The following is a 14,844-nucleotide window of genomic DNA, read 5'->3' on the forward strand; positions in this document are numbered from 1 at the left end:
TACGAAGTTCACTACATTACGCTACCGCAAAGCGGGTACCGTATCCTAGTGATGAGAAAATTATCCTTCCTGGGGATGTCCCAGTACGTGGGCGCGGCCACCTGCGTCTGCCTGGCGGTGGTACTCCTCCCGCGCAGTATTCAACGCGGGGCGCCCTTCGCGAACCCCACCCTCGTGGGGGCGATGGCGCTGGCGGGGGCCGCGGTGCTCGCGCTCGTGGTGGCGGCCACCATCGCCGCCTCCCGCGTGGTGCCCGGGAAAGCCGCCCACCAGGTGGTTTCCCGCTATATTTCCCCGGCTTTCGGCACCGTTGCCGCCGCCGCGCGCTTCGCAGCTTTCGCGCTGCTCCTGGTGCTGGCCGCGGGGCTGGTGGGCATGGCGGTCAATGCCCTCACCCCGCTGGCGGTGGACGGGCGGCTCATCCAAATCCCGCTGGTGGTGGTGTGCGCCCTGCCCGCGCTGGTGCACTGGCGCCTGCCCCTGGCGGGGGCGCTGCTCGCCGTGCTGGCGGCGAGCGGAGTGATTATCGCAACCCTGGTGACCGGGCTGGTGCGCGAGGCCCGCGGCACCGTCTCCCTTGCCGATCTCATCACGAACCGCGCCGAAGAACTCCCCGGTTCCCAAGCTATCCACCCGCTCGGAAATACCTTCGTCATTATGTGCTTCCTGGCCGCGGTGGTGCTGCTGGTGGGTGGGCGTATCGGCACCGGGCGGGAACGTTTCTTAGGGCCGCGCGCCCTGAGCACCATTGCGGGCATCGCCGCGGTGGTGCTTTCGGGCACCTTCTACCTGGAAATGCGCCTGGATATTCTCACGGTCCCGGTGGGTCTGCCGAGCATCGTTATGGGCACCGCGTTCTGGGGAAGTGCCGGGCGTATTATCACCGCGATTGCTTTCGGTTTCCTGGGTTTGATCTGCGTTTTCGTGGTGTACGAACGCCTCCCGCGCCTGTTGCGGGAACTTGCTTTCGACGGCGCACTTCCCGCTCGCCTCGCCGCCCCGGAAGCCTCCCGGGCCCGCAGCGGCGTGGTCTTGCTGGTGGCGGTACTTGCCGGCGCCCTCGGGGTATTTCTATCGACGACGCACGCCGGCGTCGTCGCCCTTGTCTTTGTATGTTTCCTTATCTTCACGCTCCATTGCGCGGCCCTCTCCCTGCGCGGCGGGCAGATTCTCAAAACTTCGGAGCGGCGGGAAGAACGCCGGGCCGCGCATGCCTCCCGCTGGGGCTTTGCTTTCTTCGCGCTGGCGGGATTCCTTGTTTTGCTCGTCACGGTGGCCATGCAGCCGGCCTGGACGCTGACCTCGCTGGCGGCGGTGGCGGTGCCCACGGCGGGGATGCTCATCGCTCAGCGCGGGCGCGGAAAAATGAGCGCCCACCTCAAACCGCTGGACCTGGGGGCCGGGCGGCGCCTACCGGTCCGCACCCACGCGGTGGTGCTGGTTCAAGAACTCAATTTGCCGACCCTGCGGGCGGTCACCTACGCGCGGGCGCTGCGCCCCTCCACCCTCACTGCCCTCACCGTAGACCTGAGTGAAAGCCGTACCGCTGCGCTACGCGCCGCCTGGAGTCAATCTCAATTACCGGTGGGATTGACGGTGCTGGGCAATCCCACCAGCGGGGCGCGCGGGCCGTTGGTGGATTATATTCGTTTCCTCCTCGATACCCACCCGCAGGATATTGTGCTGGTTATCGCCCCGAAGGTGGTCTCCACCACCCTGTGGCACCGGGTGTACCTGCGCCGTTCCGTGCCCGCGCTTTTCGCTGACCTGTCCTATGACTCGCGCCTCATGCTGGTGCAAGTTCCCTACCAAATCCATTCGGGAGAAGATCTGTGACCACCCCTGCTGCTCAATCTCATCATTCGACCGTCGATATCACCCTGGAGGATATCGGCCACGGCGGTATTACCATCGGGCGCGCCGAAGGCAAAGCAATCCTGGCTCGCTTCGGGTTGCCCGGAGAACACGTGCGGGTAGCGCTCACCGAGGAACGCGCCCGTTTCGCCCGCGGGGATGTGATTGAGGTGCTCGGCGAGCCCTCGCCCTACCGCCAAGCCCATCCCTGGCCAGAAGCTGGGCCCGGGGGCGTGGGCGGCGCGGACCTGGGCCACGTGATCTTCGACTACCAGCACGAGTGGAAAACCCAGGTGCTCGCCGCCACGCTGCGCCGCATCGGCGGGCAGGCGCTCAGCGATCACCTGGCGGAGCAGGGCATTGTTCCGGAAGTTGCAGCCTTGGAATCCGACCGCGCCAGCGGCGGCTGGGCGAGCCGCACCCGCATTGACGTAACCGTGAGCGCGGGGCGCTTCGGAATGTTCCGGGAAGGTAGCCGCGAAGTTCTCCCCATTACCTCCATGCCCCTCGCGGTGCAGGAGATTGAGGAGCTGGGCCTATGGGATGGCAGCTACCTCACCCGGTTGGCGCGCAGTATCGGCCCGCTGCGCGAGGGCCAGCGGGTGCGTATCCTCGCCCCCTCAGCCAGCCCGGTGGCAGTGAGCATCGGCGGGCGCACCTTCGACGCGACCGGCGCGGAATGCTCCCCCTTCGCGCGCGAAGAAGTAGTGGTGGGGGAGGACAGCTACCGCTACCGGGTACGGGCCTCCGGTTTTTGGCAGGTCCACCGCGAAGCACCGGCCACCCTCATCGACCTGGTGACCCGCGCGGCCGAGGTTGAACCCGGCGACCATATCCTCGAACTCTACGCGGGAGCCGGGCTGCTCACCGTGCCGCTAGCCCGCGCCACCGGGCCAACCGGCCGGGTGGAAAGCCTTGAGGGTGCGCGTACCGCGGTGGAAGACGCCCGCGCGAACCTGCGGGGCTACCCGTGGGCACGTGCCCGCACCGCCGCTATTTCGGTACGGGATATTAGCGACGCCGATATTCTCCTCGCCGATCCTCCCCGGAGCGGATTGGGAATCGCGGCGGCCCGGGCCGCCGCAGCCAGCCGCGCCCGCCGGATCGTCCTGGTGTCCTGCGATCCGGCCGCGCTGGCCCGCGATGTGGCCGCCATGGTGGAATCCGGGCGGAGCGTGGAGTCCATGCGCGCCGTCGACCTTTTCCCCAATACCCACCACTTCGAAGTGGTGACAGCGCTGCGCTAAGCAGTTTTAGCGCACCGCTGCGGCAATCCAGGTGGCGGTATTCTCCACCTGCCAGGGGCGGGCTCCTAGCTCAGCTAGCGCATCGCCAATGGCGGGAGCGGTGCGCGCCACCCGGTGGCGCAAGAGGCGCGCCAGTTCGCGCTGCACGGCCGGTTTGAGAAGCACATCGTGGCGGATTCCCAGCTCCGCCGCGCGTTCCTGAACGGCACCGCGCACGTGATCGAGCAGGTGTGGAATGCCGCGTTCGGCACGCCGGGCGGGCCGGGCCGGGGCCAGTTCGGGAAGCTCGGAACTCGGCAGCGCCCAGGCCTTCGCTACCGCCTGCCACAGGGCCGGCGCCAAATACTGTTTGCCCCCGCTACGCAGCGGCCGGGCGGTACGCACATCGGCCAGGGAGCGCGGGCGGCGCCGCGCGAGGGCCGCGATATCAGCGCGGGTGAGAACTAGGTCGGGGGCGGTATCGGTGGTTTGCGCGATACGATCCCGCTCCTGCCACAGGGCGCGTACCAGGGCGAGGTCACGCCGGGAAGAAAAATCTTGGCGGTGGGTGGCGCGCCGCCACGGCTCCGCGGGGGCGGCTTTGGGTGGCCGAGTGCGGATCTCTTCAAATTCTTGGGCCGCCCACTCCAGGCGCCCGGCCCGCTCCAGGCGCTCAAGCTGCACCTCGCGCAGAGGCGCGAGCAATTCCACATCGAGGGCGGCATAGGAACGCAGGTCATCGGCGAGCGGGCGTTCGGACCAATCCGCCTGCGAATGTTCTTTCGCCAGGAGCAGCCCCAAATTTTCCGCCAGCTGAGCCTGCAAGGAAATATGTTCATCGCCCAACAGCAGCGCGGCCACTTCGGTATCGAAAAGCTTGCCGGGCCCCGGGCGCAAACCGAGATCACCCAGGGAGGGCAAATCCTGATCGGCGGCGTGCAAAATCCACACGGTATCTTCAAGAATCGCGGCCAGTTCCGGGTAATATTCCTCATTTCCCACTGGATCACACAGCAGGGTTCCCGAACCTTCGCGACGCAGTTGTATCAGGTAGGCCCGGGCTGAATAGCGGATTCCCATGGCGCGTTCCACATCCACCGCCACGGGGCCGCTGCCGCGCCGTAGCCTCGTTAGCGCGGGGCGATAGGCGGAGCCGGTGGTGAGCGGCGGGATACCTTCGCGCGGGGTATCCACATGAATGAGGGTGGGATCCTCGCTCCAGCGAATAGAAGAAGACGTCATAACCTCACAACTGCTCAGACTAGGGGCCGCGGTTAATACTAGCGGGCATGCGCAGGCGCGGGGCTGCCACGCGCAGGGGCGCCACCTCCTAGCGAGAGTGCCCCTAGCGGGCTGGCAGCGCCGTCGTTCCTTCCGGAGCTAAACCGCAAGCGAGCGCGATAAAATCCGCCCACGCCCGCACGTGGTGATAAAGATCGGGGCTGCTCGGGGTCCAGGAAGCCCGCAATTCCAGTTCGGTGAGGGAGGAGGAAAGCTCCAGCCCGCCGAAAGTTTCGTTATACATGCGGGTGACGGTGCCGACCAGGTGGTGGTAATCAGCACCGTGCGCATCCAGGGTATCGGCCAGCCACGCCCAGGCAACTTCGCCGAGCAAGGGATCGCCGGCCATCGCCGCGTCCATCGGCGCCCCCATATGGCACACAATCCGGAAGGTTCCGTGCCAGGCCTCCTGACCGGCCGGGTCGTGCAGCACCACGAAGCGGGCTCCGCCGCGGTAGCTTTCCGGCTCCATCGTCGTAGAATCATTAATCTCAGCCTGCAGCGCAACAGCCCACGGAGCAATGCGTTTCGGGGGCGGTATCTGCACGATGTGCAGCTCGGGACGAAACTCGTGCCCGCGCAGGCTATCGAGCGCGGTGAGGAAGTCCTCGGGTGCATGAATCTGAGACACGCTCATTACCGTAATGCGCCCGCGCGCGGGTTTTAGCCAGGCGCGCCGCGCAGGTAGGATGGCGGCATGTCTACACTCTCGCTGTCGCGGATCGATGACACCACCTACCTGGACCTGGCTGCCGGCCACGGCCTGCCCCTCGAGCAGCTGCCCGCCTGGGACCGCTACGAGGATGCCCTGCCCGGCCACGCACCATTCGGGCGTTTCCTGTGGCGCGATAGCGCAGGTGCGCCGCGTGCCCTTATTTCTCTGACCCGGATGGAAGGGCGCGGTTTCACCTACCTGTGGGCGAAAAAAGGCCCGGTGTGGCTCGGGGAACGGCCCGCGGCGGCGGAAGAACTGGAGTTCCGGACCGCGCTGGGGCAGCTGGTGCGGGGCGCGGATCGCAGCCTCGCCTTCATGCGGATTCACGCCTGGCACCCGGCCCCGGACCTGCACGAATTACTGCAAACGGTCACCTATGATCGCACCGTTATGGTCGACGTCGCACGCCCGGATGCGGAGATCCGGGCGAGTTTCTCCAAGTCGGGGCGTCGCCAAGCACGCAAAGCCGAGGCGGAAGGCCTGGAATTTTGCGATGAAACGGAGCGGGCTCGGGAGGTTTTCCCGGAGCTGTACGCCATTCTCACCGAAACGGCCACCCGGGATGATTTCGGGGCAGCACCCATGAGCCAATACGTGACCATGCTGGAATCCCTGGGCCCGGAACACGCCCGGCTTTTCGTGGCGCGCGCGGAGGGGCGGGCGCTGGCCTGGCAAATTGTGCTCGCTACCGATGACCTCGGGGAAGCCTATTACGCGGCAACCAGTGCGGAAGCTCGCCAGCGCCACGCCTCCATGTTCATGGATCTGCACACCATAACGTGGCTGCGGGAAACCGGGCGGAAAGCTTATGACCTGATGGGGGTGCATTCGGAGCGCGCCCCGCAATTAGAAGGCGTGACCGGCTACAAACAAAAATTCGCTGCCGAGTTCACCGAGGTGGCCGGCGCCTGGGATGTGCCGCTGCGCCCGCGCTACTACCGCGGTCTCAAGCTGGCGCTGCGCGCTAAACGCTCCGCGGTGGGTGCGGTGCGTGCCTCTGCGGGGGCGGTGTGCGGCGTGCGCGAGCGCCTGGGCCGCCGCTTAGGCAAAGCTTCCTAGCCTCCGAGCCTCCTAGTCTCCTCAGCGCGGGCCGCGCCCCGGAGCTAGGCGCTGCCGGGGGTGCAGGGGATGTTGAGGCGGTAGGGGCTGAGCACCGCGAAACCGGGCCCGGAAAAATCAACATAGGATTCGGCCACGGTCACGCTACCCCAGGTGAGGAGCGTATGTAGACGGCCCGCTTCGGGCGGTAACTGCACCCGAGTGGGGTGAGCGGCCGCCGCGGCCGTTTCTTCCACTTGCGTTTCACCTGGTTTATTGGCAGTTGTTTCGCCGGGGAGGGGGTCGGCCGCGCCTATATGGAAAACCACGAAGCTAGCTCCGCGTCGGTAATATCCCGCCTCACCCAGGCGCACGATCTCCGAATCCTCCCGGTCAGGGGAAGAAAAATCTGGGTGCTCGCGCCGCAGCCGCAGGAGCTCCCGGGTCGCCTCGAGATAGCGAGCATGGGAGGGCTCCTCGAGTTCCGCCCAGTCCAGGTGCGAGCGCGTGAACGTAGAAAGCGCCTGGGGCGGGGGAATCTGGCCGGCGTGCTCACCCCAATCCCAGTCACGAAATTCCGCAATCCGCCCCGCATCCACACGTTCCCCTAGCTCCGGAGTGTGATCGGTGAAGAATTGGAAGGGCGCGGAAGCACTCCACTCCTGACCCATAAAGAGAAGAGGCGTGAAGGGGGAGAGCAGCATGAGCGCATCAGCAACAAGGGTGTGTTCTGCACTCACAGTAGAGGAGCGGCGGTCACCCAGGGCTCGGTTACCCACCTGGTCGTGGTTTTCGGTATAAGCGAGGAAACGGCGCGAATCGAGGGCAGCGGGCACCGGGGCACCCCAGTTTCGCTTCCGGAAACTAGAGAAATTACCGTCGTGCACGAAGACACGGCGCATGGCCTTTTCCAGGGCTCCGGGAAGCGCAAAATCCCCGTAATAGGCGAAATCTTCCCCGGTCACATAGACATGCAGGGCATGGTGAATATCATCAGCCCACTGCATATCCATACCGTAGCCTCCCGCTCTTGTGGGGCGCAGCATCCTCACATCATTGAGATCGGATTCTGCTACGAGGGCGATATGCCGGCCGGTCTGCGCGGCGAAAGCCGCGGCGGCGTCGGATAAATCGGCGAGAATATGTGTACGGGAGCGGTCCCGGATCGCGTGGACGGCGTCAAGCCGAAAAATATCCACGTGGTAATCGCGGGCCCACTGGAGCATATTGTCAATAAAATAACGCCGCACCGGGCCGGAATCCGGGCCGTCCACGTTCACACCCGGGCCCCACACCGAAGAATAGCGATCCGTGGTGTAGGGGCCGAACTCGGCTAAGAAATTCCCGTCGGGTCCGAAATGGTTATAGACCACGTCCAGGCATACCGCCAGGCCAGCGCGGTGTGCGGCCTCCACGAAGCGCGCGAAGCCCGCCGGTCCGCCGTAATTTTCGGTGACCGCATAGATATCCACGCCGTCGTAGCCCCAATTGCGGGTGCCAGGCACGGGGCAGATCGGCATAACCTCCACGATATCCACCCCGAGCTCGCGCAGGTACCCGAATTTCTGCGCCGCCGCATCGAAGGTGCCCTCCGGTGTGAAGGTGCCGATATGCATTTCGTAAAACACCTTGCCGAGCGGATCCACCCCGGGGAAGGGCGACAACTCGAAAGCGTCAAGATCAACAATTTCGGAAGGGCCCATGACTCCTTCGGGCTGGCGCCGGGTGCGCGGATCGGGTAGGCCCATGCCACCATCCAGACTGATGCGGTAGCGGGTGCCGGCCGGCAGGGGAGTATCGAGGATCCACCATCCCGGCCCGCTGGCCAGGGCCGCGCCGTCGCGCCCCGCGCGCGCTGCCGCAATATCCGCGGCGGCGACCGGCCGGAAGGGGAGGCGCTCCCCGTCTACCAGGGCCTCAACGCTCGTGCGCCCCGGCGCCCATACGCTCAGCGGTTCCATTAATCGGTGCTCCCTCCTGCGTCGGACCCGTAGGTATCAGCGCGAACGTACACCGCCACCGGCAGATTCGCGCAGGCATCACGAACAAAGAGCTGGGGCCCCTCAATCTCGCCTTCCTCCAGAACGCTGCGCCACCGCCCGGGCGGGAGCACGATATGCGCATCGCCCCAGCCCCCGGCTACCTCCTGGCGGTGCGCGAGGCGCGAGACCACCACGATCACATCCGGCTCCCCATCCAGGGTGCGGGTAAAAGCAAAAATATTTCCGGTGGTGGCAGCCAGCGGCTCGTAGCCCGAACGCAGCGAAACAAAAGTATCCGGGCGGTCGCGGCGCAGGCGCAGGAGGCGCGAGGTCACCCACATTTTTTCTTCATCGACGCTCGCCTGCGCGGGGAGCGCCCCGGCGCTATCGAGCTGCTCGAGCATGCTGGCGAGCCGCGGATAATTTACCGGGCGGCGGTTATCCGGATCCACCAGCAGATTCCGGGTGATTTCCTCCCCTTGATAGGTATCGGGCACCCCGATCAGCGTGAGGGCCAGAACCTTCGCCGCGAGGATACGCGCGCGGCGCGCCGGGCGGGTATGTTCCCACCAGTCCGTGAGCTCAGCCACCGATTCCGGGGTGGAAATAACCGAGCGTGCATAGGCAAAAAGCCCGGTCTCCAGTGCTTCATCCGGCTCGGTCCACGTGGTCCAAGATTTTTGTTCCCGGGCGGCCTTGCGCAGGTAGTCAATGAGGCGATCCGCTTCGATGGGCCCGTTATCCGTCCAGGTTCCCATAATTGTTTGCCACATGAGGTTCTCGATCTGGCCATCGAGTTCCGCCGGGCGGGAAGCAGCGTGCCGTTCGCGCAGCCGTTCCAGGAGCTCCAACCATTCGGTGGGGTAATCCGCCAGGGTGGCAATAGCGGCGCGGGTATCTTCCCCGCGTTTCGTATCATGAGTGGTGAGCGTGGTCATCATCACGGGCCAATCCGCCATCATCTGCCGGGTCCAGGTATGCAGCTCATCAGGGGTGAGCGATGCGCGCAGCGGATCAGATCCCACCTCCGTTGCCGAGGTAAGCGCGGTATACCGATAAAAAGCGGTATCCTCCACACCCTTGGCCATAACCGCTCCGCACACCTGCTGGAAGCGGATAATCGCCTCGTTTCGGGAAGCATCATGGCGTTTCGTTGCCGAACCGATTTCCCGCCCGAGCAAAATATCAACAACAACGTCCAGAGTTTCGCACCGGTCTTCGGAGAGCAGGCCCCGGGCGCGTTCGGCTGCTTCAAGCAGCGCAGTTTCAGCGCTGGCATGCGCTTTCTCCCCGGGAACTACGTAGGCCCGATACCGATCCATGCAGATGACGAGCGCGGAGACCGCATCGTACAAGGAGCGCTGGGAATGATCCCGCAGGCGCAGATCATCACGGCACACTTCCGCCATGAGCCGCGCCATCCGCTCCACTTCCGCCTGGAGGGAGGAATGCATAATCTGGCTTTTCGCCTCGCGCTCCAGAACCGGATACGGCTGGGTGGTATGGGATAGATGCACGAAATTCGCGGTGAGGGCACGCACTCCCTCCGAGTCGGTCAGCAGCGCCCCGATACGCCACGAAGCCTCGTACCCGGTACACCCCGCGCACTTCCAATCCGAAGGCAACTTTTCGCTGCCCTCCAGGATTTTTTCCGCCACAATCCACGCCCCGCCGGTAGCTTCGTGCAAACGCTCCATATATTGGCGCGGATCGGCCAGCCCATCGGGATGATCAATCCGGAAAGCATCAATGAAGCCGGCGTGGAACAGCTCAAGCAGCAGCGCGTGGGAAGCCTGAAATACCTCCGGATCCTCCACCCGGATCCCGGCCAGGGTATCCACATCGAAAAACCGCCGGTAATTGAGTTCTTCCTCGGCGACCCGCCAATAGGCAAGCCGGTAGTACTGGCGTTGCAGCAGTTCTGCCAGCGGCAGAAATTCAGTGCCTTTCCGAACCGGGTAAACGTGGTCATAGTAGCGCAAGACGGGCACTGCGCCGTCGCCCTCATAACCCGGTACGACGACGTGATCGAGGCTAATCGCCTCCCGGGCAAGCGCGGTACCCACCCGTTCGCCGAGCACCGGGATGAGGATCCCATCGTCGCTGGACTCCACGTCGATATCGAACCAGGAGGCATAGGGGGACTCGGGGCCGTCGCGCAGCAGGGACCACATGGCCCGGTTGAGGTAGAGCGGGGTGGGCATGGCCATATGGTTAGGCACCACATCAACGACGACGCCGAGGCCGGCCGCGTGCGCGGCATTCGCAAAAGACTCAAAACCGGCCCGCCCGCCCATCGGCTCGGAAATCCGGGTGTGATCCACCACGTCATAGCCGTGCGTGGAGCCCGGGGCGGCCTGGAGGATAGGGGAGCAGTACACATCGGTAATCCCGAGCTGCACCAGGTAGGGGAGCAGGGCGGTGGCATCCGCGAAGGTGAAGTGGGGACCGAGTTGCAGCCGGTACGTGGACACGGGCTGGCGCCGCCCGGCGCTGGGCACGTGGGAACGTAGAGCTGGAATACTGGAGGTGTCAGTGATTGCGGTCATACTTTCGAGCTTAGCGCACGGCCTGCGGAGTTTTCTGGGCGCCGGCCAGGGCGTCATCGATATCTTCCTCGGACGGTTCGTGCACGAAAACGCGCAGGGAGCGCCCGATCACGCTGGTGGTATCCCCGGAAGCGAAAACGATCTGGGGATTGACCTCCGCCGCGGTATTGACCACTTCCGTCCATTCGCGGTCATAGACGCCGCCCGGGATGGCGAACTCAACTTCGTCGTCGCCGGCATTGAACATGAGGAGAACATCATCATCAATAATCGGGTTGCCGCGCTCATCGGGTTCGCGGATACCCGCACCGTTGAGGAACACCATGAGGGCCCGCGCAAACCCGGAATCCCAATCGGAATCTTCCATCTGGCTGGAATCGGGGCGGAACCATTCGATTTCCGGGAGGCAACCTTCGCATACAGGATCGAAACCGGCCACGAAGCGCCGGCGCCGGAACACCGGGTGATTCTTGCGGAAAGCGATAGCCGCCCGCGTGAATTGCAGAATATCCATCTGGCGGTCATCGAGATCCCAATCCATCCACGCGATCTCATTGTCCTGGCAGTAGGTGTTGTTATTACCGCCCTGGGTGCGCCCAATTTCATCACCGTGGGAAATCATAGGAACGCCTTGGGAGAGCAGCAGGGTGGAGATGAAATTGCGGATTTGGCGTTCGCGCAGATCGAGGATCTCGGGATTATCCGTGGGGCCTTCTTCCCCGCAATTCCAGGAGCGGTTATTCGATTCGCCATCCGCGTTGTTTTCACCATTGGCTTCATTGTGTTTCTCGTTATAGGAAACCAGATCGCGCATGGTGAAACCATCGTGGGCGGTCACGAAATTAATGGAGGCGAAAGGGCGGCGCCCGGAGGATTCATACAGGTCCGCGCTGCCCGTTAGGCGGGAGGCGAATTCCGGTAGGGCGGCCGGTTCCCCGCGCCAGAAATCACGCACGGTATCACGGTACTTGCCGTTCCATTCCGTCCACAGCGGTGGGAAACCGCCCACCTGGTAGCCGCCTTCGCCCACATCCCAGGGTTCGGCAATGAGTTTGACCTGGGAAATGATGGGATCCTGCTGGATGATGTCAAAGAAGGAAGAAAGCTTATCCACCGCGTGGAGTTCGCGAGCCAGGGTGGAAGCCAAATCGAAACGGAAACCATCCACGTGCATTTCCGTCACCCAGTACCGCAGCGAATCCATAATGAGTTGGAGGGTATGCGGGGAGGTCATATTCAGGGAGTTCCCGGTCCCGGTGGTATCGAAATAGTGCCGCGGGTCATCGGGGACCAGGCGGTAGTAGGAGCGGTTATCAATACCCTTGAAGGACAGGGTGGGGCCCATGTGGTTACCCTCCGCCGTGTGGTTGTAGACCACGTCAAGGATGACCTCAATATCGGCTTCGTGGAAGGCCTTGACCATGGCCTTAAACTCATCGACCTGCTCCCCGCGCGAGCGGGTGGCGTAGCCATCATGGGGCGCGAAGAATCCGATGGTGTTATAACCCCAGTAATTGCTCAGACCCCGGTCCTGGAGCGAAGTGTCATTGATGAACTGGTGCACCGGCATGAGCTCAATAGCCGTCACCCCCAGGGAGGTGAAGTAATCGAGAACGGGCGGGTGGGTGAGGCCCTGGTAGGTACCGCGTAATTCTTCGGGAACATCCGGGTGGCGCTGGGTGAAGCCCTTCACGTGCGTCTCATAAATAATGGTCTCGTTATATTCGTGCTTGGGCGGGCGGTCATAGCCCCAATCGAAGTAGGGGCTGATAACCACGGAAACCGGCACGTGGCCGAGCGAATCCAAAGTGCACGGTTGCGAAGGATCGTTGAAGTCATAGGAAAAGACTTCCTGAGCATTGGTGATATTGCCTTCGATGGCTTTGGCGTAGGGGTCCAGGAGGAACTTGGAAGGATCGCAGCGCAGCCCCTGGGCTGGATCGTAGGGACCGTAGACACGGTATCCGTAACGCTGCCCGGGCCGAATTGAGGTGAGGTAACAATGCCAAACATTGGCATCAACTTCCCGCAGTTCCACGCGGGTTTCTTTGTTGTTATCGTCAAGTAGGCAGAGTTCGATTTTCTCAGCCACGGAGGAGTAAATCGCGAAATTCGTGCCGGTGCCGTCGAAAGTAGCGCCCAGCGGATACGGGTGTCCAGGCCAAATTCTCATACCTGAGTATCTCATACGAAAGTGGGAATCTACTGAAAATCTAGCGAGACGGTGGGCGATACTGGGTTCGAACCAGTGACCTCTTCGGTGTGAACGAAGCGCTCTACCACTGAGCTAATCGCCCGGGCGACCGTAACGGCCCGTGCATCACGCAAGCTTATAGGGGGTGGGCGGAGAAACTCAAATTTAACTAACGTGGTGTGCACCTCACTGCCCCGGTTTGACCGGGTGCGCGGAATGTCGCTATAGTTTTTCGATGTCATCGACGTCGCCGCGGCGGTTCCCGCCACGGTTAACCTGGCCAGCGTGGCTTGGTTAGTGATTGTTGATCGGCCACGCGGATGTAGCTCAGTTGGTAGAGCGCAACCTTGCCAAGGTTGAGGTCGCGGGTTCGAGCCCCGTCATCCGCTCGGATGTGAAGAAAGGCAAAGTGGCACATGTGTCCATACTCCTCTCACGTATCCGGACGGTGGGTTGGCCGAGAGGCGAGGCAACGGCCTGCAAAGCCGTGTACACGGGTTCGAATCCCGTACCCACCTCGCGGGGCGATTGGCGCAGCGGGAGCGCGCTTCCCTGACACGGAAGAGGTCACTGGTTCGATCCCAGTATCGCCCACCACTATTTCCTTGCAGCGCCATTTTGACCCGGCTCTCACGGTTGGGTAAACTAGTGGCTCGCTGTGAAACAGTGCGGATGTAGCTCAGTTGGTAGAGCGCAACCTTGCCAAGGTTGAGGTCGCGGGTTCGAGCCCCGTCATCCGCTCGGGCGATTGGCGCAGCGGGAGCGCGCTTCCCTGACACGGAAGAGGTCACTGGTTCGATCCCAGTATCGCCCACCATATATATTCACCACCTATTGCACCCCGTACCACGCTCGCCCGGAATCAAGGTGCAATGGCAGCTACGTTAAGAAATTGTTTTGATGTCGTGTGGTTGCATCCTGTGGGGTCCGATGCCGTCAGTTTGCTTTTTGTGGGCACCACCGCTCACATCGTCCATACTTGTCCGTGTCGAGCGGATGATCGCACCAGAGCCAGCTAACAGAATAGATGGGGAAGTAAATGACCAAAGTCCCGGGTGGCCGCCTCAAGCTGGAAGCAATCATGCCATGAGCGTAAAAGCGCGCAACCACGCGGCAAAGCGGCGTCGTCGTGCGGAAAAAACAGTCGTCAATAGCAGGTTTTATCCCGCGGCGTTAGGTCTTCCTGACTATATTTTCCGCATCGGAACGGGTAGACCTATATACGTAACGAAAGGATGGATCAATGGCCGAAAAAGTTGTTATCGATGCTCTTCAGCGCACGCTGACCGATCTTATTGACCTCTCCCTGCAGGCTAAGCAGTACCACTGGAATATTCAGGGCGCGCGTTTTCGCGCTCTGCACCTCGCTCTCGATGAAGTTGTATCCGTCACCCGCACTGACCTCGATGAGGTTGCCGAGCGCATCGCCACCATCGGTGGTTTCCCGGATGGCCGGGCCGTTACCGTGGCCAAGGAAAGCGGCCTCGATGATGCGGGCACCGGTCCCTTCAACGTGGATGATGTCTACACCGTGATGGCGGAAAAGCTCTACGGAGCCTCCCGGCGCATCCAGAATGACCTGTCCAAGGTGGATGAAGCCGATCCGCTAAGCGGCGACCTTCTCATCGGGGTTGCGCGCAATCTGGAGCTGCAGGGCTGGTTCATGAAGGCAGCTGCGGTCGAAAACTAAGTCACGCGCGCCTTCGTGGCGCTCACCTCGTGACTTAACGCGAAGGGGACCATCCCGCCTGGTGGGGTGCGTCCCCTTCGCTATGTTCGCACGGGCGCGCAAGTTCCGCCGGTGCGGCTACCCGCGCTATGCGTGAGCCTCCCGTCAATCTACCCGTGCTATGCGTGAGCCTCCCGTCAATCTACCCGCGCTATGCGGGACGGGTATGCGTGAGCTGTATCCCCTTCCGCGGACTGGCGGTGCTGCGCCGCGGGCGGGCCCGGGGTGAAACAGGTATCCTGGTGGGCGGGCATCCCCGGTCTGGATGCCGTGAAA

9 protein-coding genes and 6 tRNA genes are annotated in these 14,844 nt (G+C 63.1%); 9 read left to right on the forward strand and 6 right to left on the reverse strand.

Annotation, left to right across the window (positions count from 1 at the left end; genetic code table 11):
• Nucleotides 1–48 precede the first annotated feature (48 nt).
• On the forward strand, nt 49–1,836 hold the full coding sequence (locus QP305_RS07010; protein WP_284904702.1) for a hypothetical protein: 1,788 nt from the start codon (nt 49–51) through the stop codon (nt 1,834–1,836).
• Nucleotides 1,833–3,101 carry a class I SAM-dependent RNA methyltransferase gene (locus QP305_RS07015; protein ID WP_284904703.1) on the forward strand — a complete coding sequence of 423 codons (1,269 nt, stop codon included), beginning with the start codon at nt 1,833–1,835 and terminating at the stop codon, nt 3,099–3,101. Before QP305_RS07010 ends, QP305_RS07015 begins: the two co-directional genes overlap by 4 nt.
• A gap of 6 nt (nt 3,102–3,107) precedes the next feature.
• On the opposite strand, the gene QP305_RS07020 is transcribed toward QP305_RS07015, so the two are convergent.
• Complete coding sequence (locus tag QP305_RS07020) at nt 3,108–4,322, reverse strand: HRDC domain-containing protein (protein ID WP_284904704.1); 1,215 nt, start codon at nt 4,320–4,322, stop codon at nt 3,108–3,110.
• Nucleotides 4,323–4,425: 103 nt separating this feature from the next.
• On the reverse strand, nt 4,426–4,998 hold the full coding sequence (locus QP305_RS07025; protein WP_284904705.1) for a DUF3000 domain-containing protein: 573 nt from the start codon (nt 4,996–4,998) through the stop codon (nt 4,426–4,428).
• Between the two features lie 60 nt (nt 4,999–5,058).
• On the opposite strand from QP305_RS07025, the gene QP305_RS07030 reads away from it, so the two are divergent.
• Nucleotides 5,059–6,135, forward strand: a complete 1,077-nt coding sequence (locus QP305_RS07030; protein WP_284904706.1) for a lipid II:glycine glycyltransferase FemX — start codon at nt 5,059–5,061, stop codon at nt 6,133–6,135.
• Nucleotides 6,136–6,179: 44 nt separating this feature from the next.
• On the opposite strand, the gene treZ is transcribed toward QP305_RS07030, so the two are convergent.
• From treZ to QP305_RS07050, 4 genes are all read right to left on the reverse strand, one after another.
• Nucleotides 6,180–8,075: a malto-oligosyltrehalose trehalohydrolase gene (treZ, locus tag QP305_RS07035; protein WP_284904707.1), complete on the reverse strand. Its 1,896-nt coding sequence runs from the start codon at nt 8,073–8,075 to the stop codon at nt 6,180–6,182.
• A complete protein-coding gene (gene treY, locus QP305_RS07040) occupies nt 8,075–10,645 on the reverse strand; it encodes a malto-oligosyltrehalose synthase (RefSeq protein ID WP_284904708.1) in 2,571 nt (856 codons plus the stop codon). The genes treZ and treY overlap by 1 nt, the downstream gene beginning before the upstream one ends.
• 10 nt (nt 10,646–10,655) lie before the next feature.
• Nucleotides 10,656–12,818: a glycogen debranching protein GlgX gene (gene glgX, locus QP305_RS07045; RefSeq protein ID WP_284904709.1), complete on the reverse strand. Its 2,163-nt coding sequence runs from the start codon at nt 12,816–12,818 to the stop codon at nt 10,656–10,658.
• A 52-nt stretch (nt 12,819–12,870) separates the two neighbouring features.
• A tRNA-Val gene (locus QP305_RS07050) sits at nt 12,871–12,942 on the reverse strand.
• A 213-nt stretch (nt 12,943–13,155) separates the two neighbouring features.
• Here QP305_RS07050 and QP305_RS07055 point away from each other — a divergent pair.
• The 6 genes from QP305_RS07055 to QP305_RS07080 all read left to right on the forward strand — a co-directional run bounded on the left by QP305_RS07055 (nt 13,156) and on the right by QP305_RS07080 (nt 14,529).
• Nucleotides 13,156–13,228 (forward strand) — tRNA-Gly (locus QP305_RS07055).
• A gap of 58 nt (nt 13,229–13,286) precedes the next feature.
• Nucleotides 13,287–13,357 (forward strand) — tRNA-Cys (locus QP305_RS07060).
• 4 nt (nt 13,358–13,361) lie between these two features.
• A tRNA-Val gene (locus tag QP305_RS07065) sits at nt 13,362–13,436 on the forward strand.
• Between the two features lie 71 nt (nt 13,437–13,507).
• Nucleotides 13,508–13,580 (forward strand) — tRNA-Gly (locus tag QP305_RS07070).
• 1 nt (nt 13,581) lies between these two features.
• A tRNA-Val gene (locus tag QP305_RS07075) sits at nt 13,582–13,656 on the forward strand.
• A 426-nt stretch (nt 13,657–14,082) separates the two neighbouring features.
• Nucleotides 14,083–14,529, forward strand: a complete 447-nt coding sequence (locus QP305_RS07080; RefSeq protein WP_087070697.1) for a Dps family protein — start codon at nt 14,083–14,085, stop codon at nt 14,527–14,529.
• Nucleotides 14,530–14,844 lie beyond the last annotated feature (315 nt).

Origin of the sequence: Actinotignum timonense (assembly GCF_030216305.1) — a bacterium.
GTDB lineage: Bacteria > Actinomycetota > Actinomycetes > Actinomycetales > Actinomycetaceae > Actinotignum > Actinotignum timonense_A.